This window comes from Ruegeria lacuscaerulensis (assembly GCF_013033355.1).
GTDB lineage: Bacteria > Pseudomonadota > Alphaproteobacteria > Rhodobacterales > Rhodobacteraceae > Ruegeria > Ruegeria lacuscaerulensis_A.
In genome coordinates this window covers 425,716-444,581 of the sequence record NZ_WQDY01000002.1, presented here as the reverse complement: position 1 = coordinate 444,581, position 18,866 = coordinate 425,716, and the positions used below count along the sequence as shown (strand labels likewise).

Here is an 18,866-nt window from a genome sequence, read left to right as displayed (position 1 = left end):
CCACGTGGGCCGTGGCGGCATCACCGCTAGCTGCGGCCCAATAAAACTTCGGAATGGAGGGTTTACCGCTCCAGCGAGTTACCGGCGCTAGGCTCGAAGCCGCGTTCACCACTGTTCGCACTAGTGACTGGAGGCAGCCCAAACCGGACGTTCACAGTTAGACTTTGCAGTTTCCAAAACGCCAAAGAGCGAACTTTCGCACGAGGGCTACACCCGATACCAGTTTTCAACTTCTCGGGCGGCTTCTTCGGCTGTAAAAGTAGTCTCTACCTCTGCGATTGCGTACTTTACATCGCCTGAGCTAGCACTGATTTCTAAGACGTTCGCATCTAGGTCATGGGCTGAACCGGCATTTGAATAAATTGTATCAACCCCAATTCTGATAGCGTTTCGGTGTTGCAGTAGGTGCTCAAAAAACCGCACATAAATCATCTCCTCGTACGGAGAATGACTGTCCGCTTCAGAGATCAAACCCAATTCTGCGACCTTGGCACACGTCAAACGCCAAGCCAGTTCCATTGTGGATGGTGGCGCGTCCCTGGCCTCATCAGGATGTTTAGGGTTCGCAAACGTAGACCTTCGAATAGCTTCGAGATTGGCACGCAAGCCCTTTGTGGGAACCGGATAAATGAATTTGGTTTCCTCTGAAGCTAAGGCAGGCTCAATCTGATCCGGCTGCGTCTGGATGAACTCTGAAAACCTGTTTCCGATGATAGGGACTTCACCGACAATCATGTCTGTGGGGTCGGCATGCTTCGCCAGCCATCGCGCCAGGGCTTTCCGCCCCCACAGCCCGGCTGCCTTTCGGATCAACGGATGAGTTCCATCCGAAACATCTGGATACTTTGCGAGTATGTCTTCGGTCTGAAACGCCGCGAGACCTGTATCCCAACGCATAATATGCACGCGACGTCCCAAGGAGACCGAAATGGATATCTGCTGACGCAACAGGAATGACTTTCCTGATGCTGGTAATCCAGTGAAGAAAACCATGCGGCAACGACGTGCAGCGTCGGCCAGGTGTCTTCCAATCTCAGTGTCCGCAAAACTGTCGATAGAAATTGCGAATCTCCTAGTTCGGTGTCGGCAATAGGCTGGAGCGGCGAGCGTTCACCACCTCCAAGATTGTTGCCCAAGAAATCCGGCGATTTCACAGATGAATTGTCAACCTAAATTGCCCCAAAGTGAATTTTGCCTCTCAGTTACTCTCTTAACCACCTAATAACTCGCCGGTCTCAAAAATTGACCATTCCGCAGCACACGCTTCTTGACGAGCGTGCGTCCTTGACTCTTCACAGACTAGGAACGACAAGTGTGTATTGGTAAAAAATTACTCGCTGCCGCGATGCTGCCGGTTACGATAATCCAATGGCCTTCAGACTAATTGTAGCATGTGCCTCAGCATAGGAACGGGTTCCGCTGGGGTCTTCGCTATGAGCTCGTTCCTCGCAAGCATTTGCAACTGTCACCTGACGTGCTCCAGTCATCGCGTGACCCATGAAAGAAGGCGCCGTATGAACAGCACATGGCTCTTAAATTGCGTGCTTGATGCCCGATAGATCAGGTCTCAGGCTCAGTTTCAATCAGTCGTTCATCGTGTTTACGCGCTGCATTCTTTGTCTGATCCCGACACTCTTGGTGTTGCTCTCAGGAACGCAGCTTCCTGCCCAAGTCGCAGGCAATGCCGATGGATCGGTTTGTGACGAAGGTTTCGAAAACAAGAACGGATCGTGCCAAAGAACAGACGTACCAGAAAACGCATATTTGACGGGTAGCTCCTATGGTAGCGGCTGGGAATGCAATCACGGTTTCCAGAATGTTGGAGAACTCTGTGAGGAAATAAGAGTTCCTGAAAATGCCTATCTTGCATCAACCGGAGATCAGTGGGAGTGCAATCGGCTGTTCCAGCGTGTCGGAGAACTCTGTGAAGAAGTGATGGCACCTCAAAATGGATACGTCGAAACCCGGTTTGGCGTGCAGGAAATACACTGCAACTGGGGATTTCGTAAGGAGAACCAGGATTGTGTTGCGATAAATGTCCCGAGCAACGGCCGCCTGACTGACAAAAACAGCGCGGATGGTTGGGTGTGCATCAGAGGTTATAGGGCAGCGGATAGCGGCTGTGAGCCCGTGGCAGTTCCACAGCATGCATACCTCGCGCCTGAAACTTATTCCGGATGGAAATGCGAACGTGGTTTTCGCGCAAACCGGGACAAGTGCGTTGCGATCCTTGTCCCTTCAAACGCTCATTTGAATCGAAGAGGTGATGGTTGGGAATGTAACCGGCCGTTCACGAGACAGAACGACCAGTGCACCGAAAATGTGCCGCGACAATAAGTTAGTGGAAACCAAAGTCGCCTGACAAATCCGGAAGGACTAAGCCGTGAACTATAACTCGATTGACGAAAACCTGGGTAAAAGTCTCAAAGCCGAAAAGGCGCGTCGCCGGTCCTACAGGATTAAGATATCTATTGCGTCAGCGGTGTGTGTTGTGGCGATAATTACCGTGGTGTTTCTCTGATGCGTAAAAATGCCCCTCAAGTAACTCTTCCCGGTTCAAAGATGTCAGCTCATGGTCTGGAACAAAGAGCATTTCAGGACCGCAGTGTTCGTAAGTCGCGGAACGCTGACGTATCAGGAGTGATTGAAGAAGAATTTGGAAAGTACTTGATTAAGGCTGGCGTTCTGAGCGGCAATAGTGTTGCACGGGCATTTCCTAAGCCACCGGCTAAAACGCAGGCAATGATTGCCGATGCAGTTGGCGAAACACCAGCATTGGCCATTGAAGCCTTAAAAGAAATTCTCGAAGAACGAGACAGGAAGCGAAGCGGTCAACGCCGTTTGGAGGGAAACTCCGGCACCTTCGTTCCCAGTGAAAGAGAATATGCAGAGGCATTACGCCAGATCAGGCTCACCCCTGCGCAGGTAACAATGCTCAAAGCACTTACAATCGCAGGCAAGGAAGGTCTGACTATTGGTCACTTGTCTCAGGCAGCCTGTTACAAATCGCGCGAGGCCTGCATCAAGGTCTTCAAGAAAATCGGACTATTAATTGCTGAATATCTGGAACTCGAACTTCCCGAAGCCGGATCGGCACAGAATGATGGCGCCGCCCAGGTCCTGGCCTTTTCTCACATCGAAAGTGACGATGAGCCAGCAACTTGGATCATGCATCAGGAACTGCGCGACGCTGTTCGTTCGGTTCTATGACGTGCGTTCCAGCGCCTGCTTTTGAAGCGAAACCCGAACCGGAACAAGTGCACGAAAGGTTACTCACGTAGCTTATGTTGGAGAAAAGACCATATCCGCTTGAATTGATCTATGTACCTGTGAAACGTGCAAAAACACTTGATCAGCAAAAAGTGCTGACGCTGGCCGAAGATATTCTGAAGAACGGCCAGAAGACCCCGATCCAGATACGCTCGGACAACAAGAGGTTCGTGCTGATTGAAGGCCTTCACCGATTAGAGGCCATTCGCGCCCTAGGAGGTGATACCGTCGAAGCCTATCTGGTCCGCGCCAGACTACACTAAATACCTATTGGAATTGGCGTTCGACAAAGCCTCGGAAAATGTCAGCAGACGTTGACTTTTTTCATCCCAAAGATGCAACCGTGCGCAATGAAGGCTCTCAAATAAAGTAATACGCTGGCAATCTTCCAACTCAGAATGGTCACGCAAAACCTCGTTTAGCCGATAAAACGGTATGCGGCTGGCGAGATGGTGAACATGGTGCACACCAATGTTGCCAGAGAACCACCGCAGGATGCCTGGCAGGGCATAGTGAGAACTGCCATAGAACGCGGCGTTCTGAAGGTTCCAGCCCTCTTCCCGATCCCAAGTCGTGTGTTCGAACTGGTGTTGAATGTAGAAAAGCCAAATACCAATGGATGATGCGACAATCACGGTTGGCAGGAAAACACACGCCAACACCTCAAAGCCTCCGGCCCATAAAATCAGAGCCAATAACCCTGCAATTGCGGCGTTTGTTCCCATCGCACTTGCCCAATACAGCCAGCCCGACCGCATGAAGCCAACAGGTAAGCGGTATTGAATAAAGAACGTATAGATCGGCGCAACACCGAACAGGAAGACGGGGTTCCGGGTCAGACGATACGCGGCACGCCCGAACCAATTCCGTTTCAGGTATTCCTCAATGGTCAATGTAGGGATGTCACCCATACCACGCCGATCAAGGTTACCGGTTGAGGCATGGTGAATCGCATGGCTTTGCCGCCAAACGTCATAGGGAGTAACGGTAAGAACACCCAGAACCCGGCCGATCCAATTGCATGCGCGGCGACTTCTAAAGAAAGATCCATGACCACAATCATGCATGATGATGAAGATACGGACCAGAAATGCGGCATTCAGGATGGCCAGAAATATTGCGATCCAGACGCTGAATGACAACGCAAACCACGCTAGGGCCCATAGCGCGAATAAGGGGAAAACAGTGATCGCAAGTTCAAAAACACTGCGCTTCGCATCGGGCACACGGTACTGCGCGAGCACCCGCGTCCAGTCTTTAGGTTGCAACTTACTTGGTCTCCGACGGCTTATAGTCGCCCATTGTTCAAACGGGCACCCTTATGGGTGCCCGTGAAAGGTCAGGCGAGTGCCAGATTGGCGGCGCTTTCGCGTCCGTCACGGCCAGCTTCGACGTCGAAAGTAACTTTCTGACCGTCTTTCAATTCGCTAAGGCCGGAACGTTCAACTGCTGAGATATGCACGAACACGTCGCGCTTGCCATCTTCAGGCTCGATAAAGCCAAAACCTTTGGTTGAGTTGAACCATTTTACTGTGCCATTTGCCATGGTGGAAGTCTCCTAATACGTGCCGCCCGCATCATTGCGGCGACTCGGCGTGGTCGGTCTGAATCGAAAGACTGAACGCCGAATTGGGGAGACAGCAGGTCGAAAAAGAAAAACGTAAGCCTCGTGTATATGGACTTCGACTACGCACGATACAAGCCTTGATGCTTTGGCGGACAACAGAGAATTTGAGCCTGTCTGGCTTAGAACTAGGCAAGTAGAGGTGAAACCGTTGCTCTTCGATCCAAACTTGAAGGTGGCTTGGGTCAGCGGCACAGAAGACTAACGATCATTTTTGGGAAATTATCCTGCTGCATACGAGACAGCGATAAGCGTCCGTTTTGGTGCCTTGGCGAGACTTTGCAAAGTCCGCTTTCTGCGCATTGCTGCAATTGGGGCATCGCGCAGCATCGGTCCAAGTGGGCTCGAAGGCGACATCTGATTCATTTCGTCAGATGACGGGTTTGGAACAAGAAGCCGACATTAAATGACTGCGATCACTCAGATATCAGTTCTTCGATATCTTTTTTCATCCGCACCAAATCGTTGATCGCCTTGCGCATCTCTTCCCACTCTCGCGTCCGCATCCCGTGTTTGTAAGCCGGGTTGGCCTTGCCGGGGCCGTGGCCGCCGCGGGCACCATGGAACCGGCATACCGTCCACCCCTTTACTGCGGGGCCCTTGCATCGCTCTCCAGTTCGTTTTGACTTTGCCGTGCATCTTGGCGCTGCATGTGCCTTGCTCACGGGGTTGCCGTCACTTTTCATGTGCGCCCCGCCCCCGGGTCTCAACGTTACCGACAATGGCCTGCCCGCCATCTTCTACGTTGACGTGCTGTACGGTAACCGTCTGCTTTCCACCATTTCGGTATTTGCGGAGCGCCTCAACCTGAGACGTGTAGGTTCGAGCAAGCTTGTTGTATGCCCGTTCGTGCGCCTCGAAATGAGGGAGTTGCTCGGCATTCGCCATGCGGCCACCTTGTCGGATCAAAGCGACGTGCGTGGTTGCCATTTGCACCGCCAGCATTCGTTCGACACCGTCGCGCGGCGCGATTTCTCGGACGATCGCGGGCATAGATCCCCGCATGTCTGTGGTGCCGTCTTCGACTTCAGTAGGCTTGAGGGTCATGTATCCCTGAAGGAAGAGGCCTTCGTTAACGGCAGGGCTCTCGCTGCCGAGGATCTTTTTCATTGCGTCCTCGCCATGCTGTGCAACGTGCAAAACGCCGTCTTCGTCATGGCTGAAACTGAACAGGTCGTGTTTTGGCGGTCGGTCTTTCTCGATCTCACTCATCGTCTGTTCTCCAGTAATTGGCAAAAGTGACGGAAGTGACGGTTCTACCTATGTAGGACGTATCTGAGATTCATGTGAGATCTCGCGCGTACGTCGCAAAAAGGTAATAGCGTCACTTCCATCACTTTCGTCACCCGAATTTCAATTTGAGGTGCAGAAACCCGCGACCCGTGTTGCGCCGCGTGCTCACAAATTGACTGCTCTTCATCTCTTTTTGCAGCGTGCGCTGTGTCCAGGGCTGCAGGCCTTGCTGCTCACACCATTGCACGAAGCGTTGATGCAACGCGCTGTTCGTGACGAAGCTACCGGTGTCGGCGTCGGTCTCGTCTTCTAGGAACTGGCCTAGAATGTCCTCGTCATGGAAATATGCGTTGGATGCCGCGGTGATGCTGTCTGGCACATCGAGCCCGCGATGCTGCCATTGCAGAGCTCCGTCGATCGCCCACCGCAGAATGGCTGGGGCTTCCGCGCGCAGTCTATCCGGCAGCGTCTTGTCGCGTTTTTCGGGCGGGATCGTCACAGTAAACGGCACCAGCACGACACGTGCTCGAATTGCTTCGTCGATGCCAGCAAAAGACGGCAAGTTGTTTCCGGCGATGAAGAGCGTCAGCCGCGGATCGAAGTCGAGATAATCCTGCTTCATCAGGCGTGCAGTCAGTTTATCGCCACCGGTCAGATCCTTTATCGTTGCTTCATCCCAGCTTTTGCCCTTTGGCAGCTCAGATCCGACGACGAGACGCGCGCCTTGTAGTCCCGCGATACCAGTGGAGTGCTGCTCAAACCTAGAGTTAAGGAAAATCGACGCCGGGGCGCGACGCGCATAGTCGCCGAAGAGATCGAAGAGCGTATTAAGAAACACAGATTTGCCGTTCCTCCCGGTGCCGTAGAGAAACAGCATCTTATGCTCGCTGGTCATGCCCGTCAGCGCATAACCGGCCGCACGCTGTATGAAAGAAATTACATCCGTGTCGCCGTCAAAAACGTCACGCAGAAACTGCAACCAAAGCGACGGTTCTGTACCATCAGGAGCTGGTGCCACGGCGGTTTGCTTGGTGATCATGTTGTCCCGGCGTGCCGCGTGTATTTTGCCAGTGCGTAAGTCGACGGTTCCGCCGGGGGTGCCGAGTAGCATTCGGGTGCCGTCGAAATCGTGGGGGCTGGCTGCGCTTGCGGGGTTTGAGCGGGCAAAATCTGCGACGGCGGCAACGGTGGTTTTTCCACGAATGATGTCGGCCTGTTTTTCTGCCCTCTTGCGCTGACCGTCACTCTCGGCTTGCTCGATTAGCACTTCCGCACGCTGTCGCAAGAATTTCCGCGTCAATGTCATATGCTGCAGCCGATCGTCAATCGCCCAGTGCGTGCCAGTCCAGAAAAGCCATTTGTTCCAGGCTGCAACGTAACGCGCATCCTCATTCCATCCGCTCTCGCCGAGCGCGATCGCTAGGGTATCGTGGCTCAGGTTGACTGTTTCAGGCGCATCAGGGTGTGCCTGAAAACCAGATGTTTCCAAAGGCCGATTGCCAAGAACCCTGCGCCAGGTTGCCTTGTTTTCCGCCTCACCGACAGCCTGTTTCAACAAGGCCAGTGCGGGTGCGATGGAGGTTACGCTGTGTGGGTTGTTGGACGAGTTCCAAACTCTAGTGGCGTCCCTTGCGGAGCAATCGCCACCGGCATATTTCATAGAAAAGCCGATGAAGTCATCGCGCAGCGTGTCGCCGAAACCGACTCGCAACGAAACGGCCAGCTTTACCCAGTCTTCTCGGATCAGAGTGTTCGGGGCGGCAGCAAGCAATGCCCGCGCCACTTCCAACGTTTCGGCATCCGTCGCTTGGGCTCGGCTGAAATCAATGACTTCGAATTTCGGCGTCGATGAATCTTGACCCTTTGTTGTCGCCGCTTTTGCTAAGACAGCGTCACGATAAGCGTCGATCGGAAAATCGGGCAAGTCTTTGGCCTCAAGGGAGGCCGATAGGTTTCGGCCCTCGTAGGTATACACCGCTCTGCTGGCCATGACGGATCCGGGCGCGATGACGTATCCGCCGTCGCCGCGCGTATCGACGTGGTTGGCGGCCTTCTTGCTGGAAGTCGGCACGCCCTCTACATGTTTGAAGAAGTACTGAACGCCTCCGGATTGCGTGCGCACTTTCACAGCATCCGGATGCGACAGCGACAGTTGCTCGATCTGGTCTTCGCCAACGGCTTCTCCAGTTTCCTTGTCGATATCGCCATCTACGACAGACAGCCCGGAGATATCCCCAGTCGGCAAACCGACGACTGCGCCCGGATAAAGTTGCCACCATTGATCAATGGTGGCTACGTCGGTGGTGGCATCCTTGAAGCCGCGTAACGTGTAAGGTGCTTTGGCTTTCTTTGTGCCGCGATCTTCTTCCAGGCAAGGAAACACGGGCAGACCGGCTCCGGCGAGCTTTCTCGCGAGCAAATGATTGCCAGCTGGTTCGGGCTTTGGAGACAGAGGCATAACGACCGTCATATCGCCCGCTCCGCATCATTTTCCGCCTCATCGTCCGGATTTTGTTCAGCTTCGAACTGCTCGGCTAGGGTGGTAGCCGCGGATGGATTGCCCAACGTTTTGGCCCTCACGGCGGCGTTTCTGTAGCCTTTTGGTACGCGCCCCATGCGCAGCGGCCAGAGCGGGCAATCCGTCTGGACGCATTTGCGCACCTCTTTGGGATCGAAGGCGCAATCGAGACACTTTGCCCGGATTGCTTCAAGCCCGATGAGGAAAGGTCTGTCCATGTAGTCTTCGGCCGGTATGTCTCGTGGATCGCGACCGATCAACTGACCTCCGTCGCTGACAAAAGGAGAGATTTCGATGAGCGGGTTTTCGGATGGATGTCTCATGCGGCAGTGCTTTCGCGGTCGTTCATCCAGGCGAGGATTTCGCTTTCGCGCCACGCTACCGCTCTTTTGCCGAGCCGAACCGGTTTTGGAAAATCCGGGTCATGATGCGGGTTTCGCGGATCCATCTTGGCGTAAATCGATGACCGGGAAAGACCCGTCATTTCCTCCACCATCGGACGGCGCTGGAAGCGCTCGTGTGTCTGTGTGCTGCTCAATGCCATGTCGCATGTCCTTGTGTTGTTGCGGAACATGCTGGAAAGGTGTCGCTTTCTCTGCCCATCAACCAGATGGGCAAATGGGCACAGGGTGGGCGTTCAACAATTTAACGGATGTGCCCACCTCGTGCCCAAGTTTCGTAGTCTGTGTTTGCCTTGACAGCCCGAACAATATGCCGGCGAGAGTAGCCAACCTTTTCCTCTACGTAGCTCCAGGTTGCCAAACCTTTCCCGTCCGGAAAGGCTTCTTGAACGAACTCCCAGACAGTTGAGAACTCTGGCTCGTCTACATGTAAATCCAAATCTTTTGGATCCTGGTTTGAATTCGGGTTTTCAAAAAAAGGGTCTCCGATGAAATCGTCTGCCGCCTTTTCGGGAACTAAGATGGGACAAAAGAGAAATGGGCCAAACAAATTGGTCATTTTGTTCAGTCTCTCGCGTTTTCTCTCTTCATCACTAATGGGAAACTCCTCGTCTGGCCTCCCGTGAAACTCACTTGGGTAACCGCCAGAGCCGACAGTGCCAATTAGAAGATCAACATAAGCGCCCGTTGGGCTGGTTGGATCAAAAACTGACATCAACCAAAGCTCGGCAGGTAGTACCGCGCCGCTCGGAGAAAGAACAGCTACATCAACTTCGTACTCGATAAACGCCCAAGCAGCCTCAGAAAACTCCATCAACGCGTCGTTTCGTGTCTTTGGAGGCGCGGAGATTTCGACGGATAAGCCCAGATCACGCAATTTGATTTTTTTCTGCCGTTGCTCCGTCTTACGGAATTCCGACATGTGTTTCGCATAAAGCCTGTTAGAGAAATCGAACAATGAGCTATAACCTGTAGGTGCAAACACTATCCAATCCTCGCCACTTTTGCTTCTCTCTCAGACAAGAATGCTGCCCAGGTTTCCATCATCTTTTGCCGCTTGTCGAATAAGTCCGAGCGGGCATAGGCTGCTTCAGCCTTATCCCTGATGGTATGCGCGAGTGCTGCTTCGGAAACCTCGCGTGGGAAATTCGTGCGTTCTTGCGCCCATGTCTTGAATGATGTGCGGAACCCGTGAACATGCGCATCATAGCCCAGTTCTCGTGTCAGCTTGGAAAGCGTGTTGTCTGATAACGGCCGCCCCACCATTGTCGCCGGGAAGACCAGACCGGACCCGTCATCAAGCTGCTTTGCCTGTTCCAAAATAACTAAAGCACGCGGCGACAAAGGAACTCGATGTTCTTTCTTGGCCTTCATTCGATCAGCAGGGATCGTCCAGACAGCATTTTCAATGTTGATCTCATCCCAGCGAGCGAACCGCGCTTCGCCGGATCGCGTTGCTGTCAGAATGATGAGCTCCAAAGCCAGCTTGCTCGACATTAATGCGCCCGAAGACTTCACCGCTTCGAGGAAACCAGCAACTTCGTTGTAGTGGATCGATTTGCGGTGCGCCTGCGTCTTGTCTTGCCGTGGCAGCACGGATCCAATGTTCTGCGCGGGGTTGTCCTGACGCCAACCTTGTGCGATCGCCCATTTCAAAACAGTTCCGATGCGTTGGCGCACGCGTCGCGCGGTCTCCGGTTTTTCCAACCAGATGGGCTGCAAAACCGCCAGAACATCCGCCGTGCTGATCTCTGAAACCCTGATGCGACCCATGCGCGGAAAAGCATACGTTTGTAGTGTCGAGAGGAACTGTGCAGCGTGTTTTCTGTTGCTCCATGACGGCTCATGTATTTCGTGCACCTTGCGTGTTGCTTCTTCGAATGTCAGCACCGACTGAGCTTCTCGCTTCGCACGCAACGGATCGCCACCCGAACGTGCGATCTTGCGGTTCTCGAGTGCTACCTCGCGGGCTTCAGCAAGAGGTACGAGCGCCAACGGGCCTAGTCCCAACTCCGTGCGTTTGCCTTTGATGACGATACGTTGCACCCAACGTTTTGCACCGCTTTTGTCAACGCGGAGAAATAAACCGTGACCGTCGTTATATTTCCCCGGTTCAGATACAGTGCGAACAAACGCAGCAGACAGAGCTTTCTCGGGATGCTTGCCGCTTTTCAGCCGTTGCTCGTTTATGGTGCCGGTTTCGTCCGCCATATCGTCCCCCATTAATTTCTAGAATATGAAGGATTGTGTTGGAACCCGCAAGAACCAAACAGCTATATATAAAAGGTTATTTGGAGTTTATCGGAACTAGTTGGATCACAAGTCGGCAGACTTCGTCTCCGCCATCTACCCATTTTGATGAGTTAGTGTGGCATGTTTAACTTACTGTAAGTTAATAGATAATAAGCATTTATTGTCTCTTAGCGCAGGCTTGAATTTTACTGAATTACCTTCAGTGTGATTCATTAAGTGGTATATTTGTGGTATTTTATTGGCTGCATTAAGCGGGAAGCTGACAAAGAATTTGGTGGAGAATCTCTGTCCGGGTCGTCATGGCGACGGGTCTGGTCTCTACCTTGTTGTCGATCCCTCGGGCGCACGGCGCTGTATTGTGCGTGTAACGGTCAAAGGGCAAAAGAACCGCAAGGGCGCACCGTTGAGAACGGACTTCGGTTTAGGCGGCGCTGATGTGGTCACTCTGAACCAAGCGCGAGAAAGAGCCCTCGAATATCGAAGAATGGCAAAGTCCGGACTGAGCCCGCGCTTCAATGCCCAACGTAAAATACCTACTTTCGAAGAACTCAGCCGCCAGGTTCACATTGACCGCCTGCCCACGTGGAAGAATGCCAAGCATGGCCAGCAATAGCTCAATACCTTGCGTGACTATGCGTTCCCCAAGATCGGTCGCATGCCCGTGGACAGCATTGATCAGCCTGAAGTGCTGATGTGCCTGTCCCCCATCTGGACCGAGAAACACGAAACCGCAAAGCGACTGTCGCAGCGGATCAAGACGGTGCTCGACGTGGCAAAGTCCAAACCGCTGAGAACTACCAGGGTGAACTCTTTCGATATGGTATCTACTGCGTCTCTGTCTGCCGGGATGGTATCCAATGGCTGTTTGAGCGTCAGAGACCCCAATTTCCGACCGGTGGAGCGGCATGAGACACGCTTGGGTGCTGTGCGTCCAAATCCGGCCTAACCCGGCTCGTCCGGGTACATGTCGGCTGTCACATCCCCGAACTGGATGCCTTGCCCGAGCATTTTCCAGCGGCGGTCTCCCAATGGCAAACGGTCGGATGAGGGCCAGTTCGTCTATCTGCCCTACGCCATGATCAAGTCCCCGGCGTGGCGGGCTCTGTCCGGTCCTGCAGTGAAGCTCTGGCTGGAGCTTCACTCCCGCTACAACGGCGGCAACAACGGCAAGGTTTTTCTGTCGATGAATGAAGCAGCAGAGATACTGGGATTGGGCAAGGCCACGGTTCAGCGTGCTTTCGAGGAGTTGCAGGACAAAGGCTTCCTTGTGCTGGAGCGCGAAGGCAACTGGTATCACCGGCGCGCCCACGAGTGGCGGTTGACGACCAAGGCGACGCAAACCCGATCCGGCAAGAAAGCCGCCACCAACGACTGGCGGTTCTGGCAGCCCAAAAAACAAACGCGGTTCTGAGACGGACCCGTCAGCATCCTGTGTGGTTACGTTTGAGAACCCAAAGACCTCCCATGGTTCCAAACCAGAACCCGTCAGGCCGGTTTCTCTCCGATCGGTCGGTTCTGATTTGGAACACTAATACTAACCACTCTGTGAGAAGCAAAGAGACATACGAAGGAACAATGAAGGTCGACTGAGGAGCAGGCCAGCGCACCATCTTAACGGGGGGGTAGGTCAATCATCATCGCTTTCGCTCTGCACACCGACCCACCCGCTGTTTACACATATCCGCAATTCAGAAATTCGAGGCACAGAATGCCCAGACCAAAGACACCACTTGGCAAGGCGATCCTGATAGGCGCCGCAAAGAAAGACCCCCAGCGGTACAGAGAACGAAACGAAACGGAAGGTCTGGGCGAGCTCGGGGGGGGGCGCCGAATTATCTCAACGAGACTGAAAAGGTCGTCTGGCGTGCCTTTGCAGACGAATTGCCCTGGTTGGTTCACAGCGACCGTGCCTTGTTGGAATCGGCGTGGATCCTGAGGGCTCGAGTACAGGTCCAACAGGACCTCAGCGCGGCGCTGTTGAGAGAACTTCGTTTACACGTCAGCGCATTGGGCGGGAGCCCAACCAACCGCAGCAATATTCAGGTTCCTGAAGCAGAGGAGGAACACAATCCATTTGATCGGTTCGCGTAGAGCAAAAGCGTAACGGATATTCAGTATTGGAGGCTGCTTTCTCGCAGAAAGCAGCTTTTGATCAACAAGCAGCACCAAAAGTTAGGCAGACTGTTCCACGTTTTTCTGTGTGGAAGTTTTATCAGAAAATTATTGAGTAATTCATATCCCGTCAATCTTCGGTCTCGCACCTGGATCGATATCGCAACTGGAGCGCTTCAGCCTTTACGACACGTTGATAATCGCAACTGGGTTACCTTCAGAGGTCCATCACCAACCCAAATTTTGGTGGGGAGCCAGAAAGCCTTCTCTTGTCCATTGCCCGATGTACAAGCTCTACATGGAATCTGTTGTGACCTTCTCACCCCAGAGCAAGTGTGACCGCAGGCTGCTACAGTGGACTCCATTCGGTCAAGCGATGATACTCGTGAGAGGCTTCTATGCGCTCGAAGCTGACACCCGACAGATTTGACTGAACCGCTGCCAGCCTATTTTAGAGAAAAAGGGAATTTCATATGAACAGATGGATTTATTCTGGGTTCGCATTGCTGGTTTCAGCCTGCAACCCACCGTCCCAGGCCCCATTGGTAACTGATGCGAACGGTCAGACTGCCATCCAAATCAACACAAGCGGGCTTACATGTTACGAGTCGACCTGTCTGGAGATAACAAGGGGCAGCGTTCGCGCGATCGGACACAAGAGAGCTCGCATCCCAAAAGGTATCGATGTCAGCAGTGGGACCGTTACCCCAGACGAGTTTAAGCGGATGCGCCAATCAGCGATGTTGGCGGGCGGACCCGGTTCTGGCAATCGGTAAACAAAGGAGGGGTCGCTATATGTTCAACGATGACGTCCAGGCACGATGCCCAGAATGCGGATCGCCGGATACGTTGATTACAGGTGAGAAAGCCCCCTGTAATGCATGTGGGTACGAGGAGCCTTTTCTGTTCGATGAGGAGTTGCGCGACGGAGCGCATGACCTTGTGGCCAACGCGCAGACAATGGCACGGGCGAGAGACGTTCTGCAGCGATGGGATTTTGCAGGGTAAATTGCTGGCTGATGAGGCCAGAAAGCCGGAAGAGTTAAAACACGCAGTAAGGGTCTTTCAGGGGCGAAACGACGGCCGCGCTCTGGAGGCGAAAGATTTGCTGCATCCATTTAAATGGGCGTAGAATTGGTCAGGACAAAGCCCTAGAGGGATCACTCCGCGGCGACCCGCTCGGTAAGGTTCAAGTGCTTCACTCTGCGCGCGCTGAGCCGTAATCCTCGTCCGAAACATGCTCCATCCAATCCGCAGTCTTGCCCTCGACAGACGTCTGCACAGCCAGATGGGTCATCGCACAGTCTGGCGACGCGCCGTGCCAATGCCGCTCTCCTGGCGCGAACCACACCGTATCGCCAGGGCGCAACACCTGCACTGGCTGCCCCTCAGATCCAGCCAGCCCCAAGCCTGACAAAACATGCAGCGTTTGACCGGCAGGGTGCGTGTGCCAAGCTGTCCGTGCGCCAGGCTCAAAAGTCACAGTAAGGACCTTGACTGGCGAGGGATCATTCCCTGTTACAACAGGATCAAAGCGGACGGTGCCGGTGAAATACTCATTACCGGGGAATTGAGAGGGCCGGTCCCCGGCGCGGTGAATCTCCATGATGTGCTCCTTTGTTGCGCTGCTCTTGGGGACTTAGCAGAGTTCCGATTTCAAACCCAGAAGCGGGCCGGCTCGACGCGGCAATCTGAGCATCATTGTCGAATGCCCATAGCGCGATTGGAACCGGTCATAGGTTTGAGCGGGACCTACGTCCGAGTTGCGGACGATTTGGTCATTCGCTGCTCTGGGTATGATTGTCCACTTTTTTGGCAGCGAATAAATTGAGCGAAATTGAGTACTGTCCGTTAGGGAACAACTTAGGAAGAAACGCGGGTCTGATAATCCTGGATACAGTTTCTGTCGAACGCTCGAAGAGACGAACAACTAGTTAACGAGTATGAGTTCCAACCTAACTAACTGCACCGCTCTGAATTTTTGAGAGTTAGTCAAAAGTAGTCTGATCAAGCAGATTATGGGCGTTGTTCACGTCGACTGTTAGCTCTCCTCCTATGATAGTTTCTAAGACAGCATTTAAGCCAAAGCTGGGAGTGGGGGTCTGTCTAAATTTTTGGCAACTCTTTATGTAGTCTATAACAATCCGAAGTTCGTACATCCTTGCCTGCTGTCGTTTTGCCGTGTTCAAAGCCTCACAAAACTCTACTTCGGCGAACCGACTTTCAGAAATTGCGAGCGCATATACGCGGTCGGTCTCAGCTTGCGCCCATCCTTCGTTTGTAAGGCTTTGGTACCTGCGGGCCTCGGCTAACAACTGCAAGGCACTTTCCCGATCACCCGTTTTCAACGTGAGTTCCGCAATCATCGTCAAAAAGAAAGGTTTGTAATTCCCAGCTCCGCTGGCCCACCACGCTTCCGATGCTTGTCGCAATGCGTGGATGTTTTCGGGCTCAGGGGAAAGGTAGGCATCCACCCAGCTTCGCCAGAGCGTTGCAGTCAGCGACATGAAGGTGAACGAATGTTTTGAAGACAGTTCCTCCAACTGATTTGCGGCTTCAATGACTTTTCCAGGTTCGCGGCGCAGAAGATAGAGCATGCACAGGTAAGTTAGCGACTGTGCTATGCTGTGCGCATGCTCCAGCTTTTGAGCTGCAGCAACCGCTTGTTTTTGTATCTCAAGTGCTTTGTCTGGCGCACCGCGCATCCATACAGCCATGCTTAAAAAGCACGACGTTATCGCTGCGTGGTCCGAACCGTATATGTAGGCCAGGTGCCCATCGCGTTTCCGACTGTAAAGCTCTAGCGCTTTGCTCAAATGCTCGTATGCAGGGTTTAGTTCTCCAATATGAAACAGCACTGCGCCCATGGCTCGATGCCCTACCATCTGATGGTGTGTCTCGCCCGTTGTATCTGCCAAATTCAGCAACTGCGCTGCAACACTTTTGGCTAAATCATACTCAGCACGCACCAAATGGAAGGAATACAAGCCATTCAAAACAGGGAACAGATGTTCTGTTTCGTCCACCCGTTCACACAAGTCGCGTATTCTTGCATAAACGGTCCCTGTTTCATCGGCGGCTATTCCTGCAGTCGATCGTAGAACACCCGCTCTGAGAACCTGAACCTCAATTTCTTTCTGATCCCGCTCAACACCATGAGACAGTTGACTCAACTGCTCGATCGCCAAGGAAAGCTGTGTGTTCGCCTCGATATTGGCAGAACGTTGGACTGCGCGTTGGCCTGCGAGATAGCGATAGTCGATTGCCTCCTTGCTCATACCTGCCATCGTGTAGTGGTGCGCAAGTATTTCCGGACTGGCATCGCCAATATGGGTCGATTTACCACTTAACGCTCGCGCAACACGTGCGTGCAAGACCCTGCGCTCGCTCTTCAAGAGACTGTTGTAAGCTGTGTCGCGAATTAGGGCGTGGCGATAGCTGAAAGTTTCAAGGTTTTCTTCTTCAGAAACTGTCACAATGCCTGCGTCGACTAAAAGTTCCAATCCCGTGCGCAACGCCTTGTCGCTGATCCGAGCGACCTTGGCGATCAACGGAAAAGAAAATTGAGGTCCGATAACCGCCCCAATCTGGGCGACCTCCTTGACGGAACTCAGTCGGTCAAGCCGCGCCATAAGTGCATCATGCAACGTGCTTGGAACCGAGCTTGCCGGGGACGCTCCACCCTTCGAGTATGCGTCCCTTCCTTTTGTCAAAACCCCTGATTCCAATAGATCTTTTGTCACTTCCTCGACATATAGCGGGACGCCATCGGATCTGGCAGCGACGACATTGTACATTTCGTCAGAAATCGAATGCCCTTTTGCAACTTCGTCCACAATGCTTTTGACCTGGTGAAAGTCCAATTGCTTCAAGACCAATTTAGAAAGGTTGGATTGCAATGCCCAACCTGGGTCAAATTCAGGTCTGAACGTCATCACGACCAATACTGGAAGGTCACGAATCCGATCAGCAACTCGGTCAAGCAACAGTTTAGTTGTCGGATCAATCCAATGCGCGTCCTCAAACAAGAGCAACACTGGCTTTTCCTCAGCCTGCGAAGTCAGATTGCCCAACAGCATTTCTAAGGTCTGATTCATGAGTTGCTGTGGCGTCAGATTCAGTTCACCCAATTGGTCTTCAAAAGGAACCGAAAGTAGGGACGCGGCCAGTTTCAGTGTGTGATCCGACTGGTCACTTAGAACAGAGGATATCTTTCTGAGTTTCAATTCGTTTTTGTCGTCTGAACGAAGGCCTGCAGCATTCTCAATTTGGCGAATGGCCGGATAAAACGCACTCGCGTAATGGTAGGGAGAACATTGATATCGCGTTTGAGTATGCGACATCCTCGGAATGCTCTGCCTTAATTCTTCGACTAATCTAGACTTGCCAATTCCTGGCTCACCGGACACCAGCACAACTTGTCCTTGACCATCACTTGCCAACTTCCACTTTTCATTGAGAGTTTCATATTCTGCGGCGCGTCCGATCAAAGGATTCAGTAACTCGTCTTCCTCTGCCATGAAACGGCTGACTGTTTCCCGTGCTCCTGTCACCTGCCAGGCTTCGATCTCTCTGGCAAAACCTTTAAGCTTGAATGCGCCACGCAGAACGTATTCGAAAGCATCACCCGCCAAATGATGAGTATTGGGAGCGACGATCAATGTCCCAGGTTCAGCCATTGCTTGTAGACGTGCGGCCAGGTTCGGCGTCTCCCCCATCGCCGTTCCGTCCTCAAACATTTTTTCACCACGTAAGTCACCGACAACAACCAACCCAGTTGCGATCCCAATTCGGACATTCAGTTTCGCATGAGTGCGGATAGCTGGAATTTCCTCGATAATACGAAGACCTGCGCGAATGGCTCGCTCAGGGTCATCTTCGTGCGCATAAGGAAACCCGAAAAAGACCATTATCCCATCACCATAGTAACTTGCGATGTGGCCATCAAAAGCTGCCACCGACGCAGCGCAGGTTTCTTTGAACAGTCGGAGTACTTCCGCCAAATCTTCCGGATCGACGCGCTGGGATATTTCCGTTGATCCAACCAAATCTATGAACATGACGGTAAGCTGCCGGCGCTCAGCGACAATCGCGGGACCTAACGCAGTGTTGTGCGGGTAAGTCTCTCCCTTTGCTTCAGCTCGAACAGCTTTCATGAAACGGCGCCTCGGACCTAGGGGAAGCCCGATTTTAGTGAGATCTTTGTCAGTTAATTCGGTTAGATCACCTAGTTCGATTTCATGCTCTGCAAACGACCCAGCATACTTGGACAAGCCATGTTTCTCTAGCCAACGCGAGATTTCAGACATTTGATCCTTTCGCGTGCGGCGGCTGCAGAACTATCACCTGCGATGCACCAGCATGCATCCCTTTCTCCGGTTGGTCGTTGCGGTTTACTGAGTCGCAATTTCCGCGCACTTGAACTCTTTTTTCGCATTGAAAATCACCGTATCGG

17 protein-coding genes are annotated in these 18,866 nt (G+C 52.9%); 6 read left to right on the top strand and 11 right to left on the bottom strand.

Features of this window, described 5'->3' with window-relative positions; genetic code table 11:
- Positions 1 to 207 precede the first annotated feature (207 nt).
- Positions 208 to 993, bottom strand: a complete 786-nt coding sequence (locus GOW48_RS05610; RefSeq protein ID WP_170752039.1) for a DEAD/DEAH box helicase family protein — start codon at positions 991 to 993, stop codon at positions 208 to 210.
- A gap of 1,527 nt (positions 994 to 2,520) precedes the next feature.
- Here GOW48_RS05610 and GOW48_RS05600 point away from each other — a divergent pair.
- The gene (locus GOW48_RS05600; RefSeq protein WP_170334759.1) at positions 2,521 to 3,210 is read left to right on the top strand and encodes a hypothetical protein; all 690 of its coding nucleotides are present in this window, start codon (positions 2,521 to 2,523) and stop codon (positions 3,208 to 3,210) included.
- A gap of 74 nt (positions 3,211 to 3,284) precedes the next feature.
- Positions 3,285 to 3,533: a ParB N-terminal domain-containing protein gene (locus GOW48_RS05595; protein ID WP_170334757.1), complete on the top strand. Its 249-nt coding sequence runs from the start codon at positions 3,285 to 3,287 to the stop codon at positions 3,531 to 3,533.
- Here GOW48_RS05595 and GOW48_RS05590 read toward each other — a convergent pair.
- The 8 genes from GOW48_RS05590 to GOW48_RS05550 all read right to left on the bottom strand — a co-directional run bounded on the left by GOW48_RS05590 (position 3,525) and on the right by GOW48_RS05550 (position 11,257).
- Positions 3,525 to 4,538: a fatty acid desaturase gene (locus tag GOW48_RS05590; RefSeq protein WP_170752037.1), complete on the bottom strand. Its 1,014-nt coding sequence runs from the start codon at positions 4,536 to 4,538 to the stop codon at positions 3,525 to 3,527. The genes GOW48_RS05595 and GOW48_RS05590 overlap by 9 nt on opposite strands.
- Positions 4,539 to 4,609: 71 nt before the next feature.
- Positions 4,610 to 4,816 carry a cold-shock protein gene (locus GOW48_RS05585; protein ID WP_170328727.1) on the bottom strand — a complete coding sequence of 69 codons (207 nt, stop codon included), beginning with the start codon at positions 4,814 to 4,816 and terminating at the stop codon, positions 4,610 to 4,612.
- A 753-nt stretch (positions 4,817 to 5,569) separates the two neighbouring features.
- Positions 5,570 to 6,106: a hypothetical protein gene (locus GOW48_RS05575; RefSeq protein ID WP_170752033.1), complete on the bottom strand. Its 537-nt coding sequence runs from the start codon at positions 6,104 to 6,106 to the stop codon at positions 5,570 to 5,572.
- 130 nt (positions 6,107 to 6,236) lie between these two features.
- Positions 6,237 to 8,597: a phage/plasmid primase, P4 family gene (locus GOW48_RS05570; RefSeq protein ID WP_170752031.1), complete on the bottom strand. Its 2,361-nt coding sequence runs from the start codon at positions 8,595 to 8,597 to the stop codon at positions 6,237 to 6,239.
- A complete protein-coding gene (locus GOW48_RS05565) occupies positions 8,594 to 8,968 on the bottom strand; it encodes a hypothetical protein (protein WP_170752030.1) in 375 nt (124 codons plus the stop codon). The genes GOW48_RS05570 and GOW48_RS05565 overlap by 4 nt, the downstream gene beginning before the upstream one ends.
- A complete protein-coding gene (locus GOW48_RS05560) occupies positions 8,965 to 9,189 on the bottom strand; it encodes a helix-turn-helix transcriptional regulator (RefSeq protein ID WP_170485243.1) in 225 nt (74 codons plus the stop codon). The genes GOW48_RS05565 and GOW48_RS05560 overlap by 4 nt, the downstream gene beginning before the upstream one ends.
- A 101-nt stretch (positions 9,190 to 9,290) precedes the next feature.
- Entirely contained in the window at positions 9,291 to 10,031 is a 741-nt protein-coding gene (locus tag GOW48_RS05555) for a hypothetical protein (protein WP_170752028.1), read from the bottom strand.
- Positions 10,031 to 11,257 carry a tyrosine-type recombinase/integrase gene (locus GOW48_RS05550; RefSeq protein WP_234899374.1) on the bottom strand — a complete coding sequence of 409 codons (1,227 nt, stop codon included), beginning with the start codon at positions 11,255 to 11,257 and terminating at the stop codon, positions 10,031 to 10,033. The genes GOW48_RS05555 and GOW48_RS05550 overlap by 1 nt, the downstream gene beginning before the upstream one ends.
- Positions 11,258 to 11,537: 280 nt before the next feature.
- On the opposite strand from GOW48_RS05550, the gene GOW48_RS05545 reads away from it, so the two are divergent.
- From GOW48_RS05545 to GOW48_RS05535, 4 genes are all read left to right on the top strand, one after another.
- Positions 11,538 to 11,912, top strand: a complete 375-nt coding sequence (locus GOW48_RS05545) for an Arm DNA-binding domain-containing protein (protein ID WP_234899373.1) — start codon at positions 11,538 to 11,540, stop codon at positions 11,910 to 11,912.
- Between the two features lie 9 nt (positions 11,913 to 11,921).
- Positions 11,922 to 12,245, top strand: a complete 324-nt coding sequence (locus GOW48_RS22400) for a phage integrase central domain-containing protein (RefSeq protein WP_414478909.1) — start codon at positions 11,922 to 11,924, stop codon at positions 12,243 to 12,245.
- A gap of 18 nt (positions 12,246 to 12,263) precedes the next feature.
- Positions 12,264 to 12,710 carry a helix-turn-helix domain-containing protein gene (locus tag GOW48_RS05540; RefSeq protein ID WP_234899371.1) on the top strand — a complete coding sequence of 149 codons (447 nt, stop codon included), beginning with the start codon at positions 12,264 to 12,266 and terminating at the stop codon, positions 12,708 to 12,710.
- A 1,496-nt stretch (positions 12,711 to 14,206) separates the two neighbouring features.
- Positions 14,207 to 14,419, top strand: a complete 213-nt coding sequence (locus GOW48_RS05535; RefSeq protein WP_170752024.1) for a eukaryotic translation initiation factor eIF-2-beta/eIF-5 family protein — start codon at positions 14,207 to 14,209, stop codon at positions 14,417 to 14,419.
- A 190-nt stretch (positions 14,420 to 14,609) separates the two neighbouring features.
- Here GOW48_RS05535 and GOW48_RS05530 read toward each other — a convergent pair whose 3' ends face one another.
- Both GOW48_RS05530 and GOW48_RS05525 read right to left on the bottom strand, forming a co-directional pair.
- On the bottom strand, positions 14,610 to 15,017 hold the full coding sequence (locus tag GOW48_RS05530) for a (R)-mandelonitrile lyase (protein WP_170752022.1): 408 nt from the start codon (positions 15,015 to 15,017) through the stop codon (positions 14,610 to 14,612).
- Between the two features lie 382 nt (positions 15,018 to 15,399).
- Complete coding sequence (locus tag GOW48_RS05525; protein ID WP_170752020.1) at positions 15,400 to 18,720, bottom strand: AAA family ATPase; 3,321 nt, start codon at positions 18,718 to 18,720, stop codon at positions 15,400 to 15,402.
- Positions 18,721 to 18,866: the final 146 nt, after the last annotated feature.

Bases quoted from the DNA above. Each gene is read 5' to 3' on its own strand.
- GOW48_RS05570 (WP_170752031.1), bottom strand. From the start codon at position 8,597: ATGACGGTCGTTATGCCTCTGTCTCCAAAGCCCGAACCAGCTGGCAAT.
- GOW48_RS05565 (WP_170752030.1), bottom strand. From the start codon at position 8,968: ATGAGACATCCATCCGAAAACCCGCTCATCGAAATCTCTCCTTTTGTC.
- GOW48_RS05530 (WP_170752022.1), bottom strand. From the start codon at position 15,017: ATGGAGATTCACCGCGCCGGGGACCGGCCCTCTCAATTCCCCGGTAAT.
- GOW48_RS05610 (WP_170752039.1), bottom strand. From the start codon at position 993: ATGGTTTTCTTCACTGGATTACCAGCATCAGGAAAGTCATTCCTGTTG.
- GOW48_RS05525 (WP_170752020.1), bottom strand. From the start codon at position 18,720: ATGTCTGAAATCTCGCGTTGGCTAGAGAAACATGGCTTGTCCAAGTAT.
- GOW48_RS05575 (WP_170752033.1), bottom strand. From the start codon at position 6,106: ATGAGTGAGATCGAGAAAGACCGACCGCCAAAACACGACCTGTTCAGT.
- GOW48_RS05560 (WP_170485243.1), bottom strand. From the start codon at position 9,189: ATGGCATTGAGCAGCACACAGACACACGAGCGCTTCCAGCGCCGTCCG.
- GOW48_RS05535 (WP_170752024.1), top strand. From the start codon at position 14,207: ATGTTCAACGATGACGTCCAGGCACGATGCCCAGAATGCGGATCGCCG.
- GOW48_RS05585 (WP_170328727.1), bottom strand. From the start codon at position 4,816: ATGGCAAATGGCACAGTAAAATGGTTCAACTCAACCAAAGGTTTTGGC.
- GOW48_RS05540 (WP_234899371.1), top strand. From the start codon at position 12,264: ATGTCGGCTGTCACATCCCCGAACTGGATGCCTTGCCCGAGCATTTTC.
- GOW48_RS05600 (WP_170334759.1), top strand. From the start codon at position 2,521: ATGCGTAAAAATGCCCCTCAAGTAACTCTTCCCGGTTCAAAGATGTCA.
- GOW48_RS05550 (WP_234899374.1), bottom strand. From the start codon at position 11,257: ATGGCGGACGAAACCGGCACCATAAACGAGCAACGGCTGAAAAGCGGC.
- GOW48_RS05595 (WP_170334757.1), top strand. From the start codon at position 3,285: ATGTTGGAGAAAAGACCATATCCGCTTGAATTGATCTATGTACCTGTG.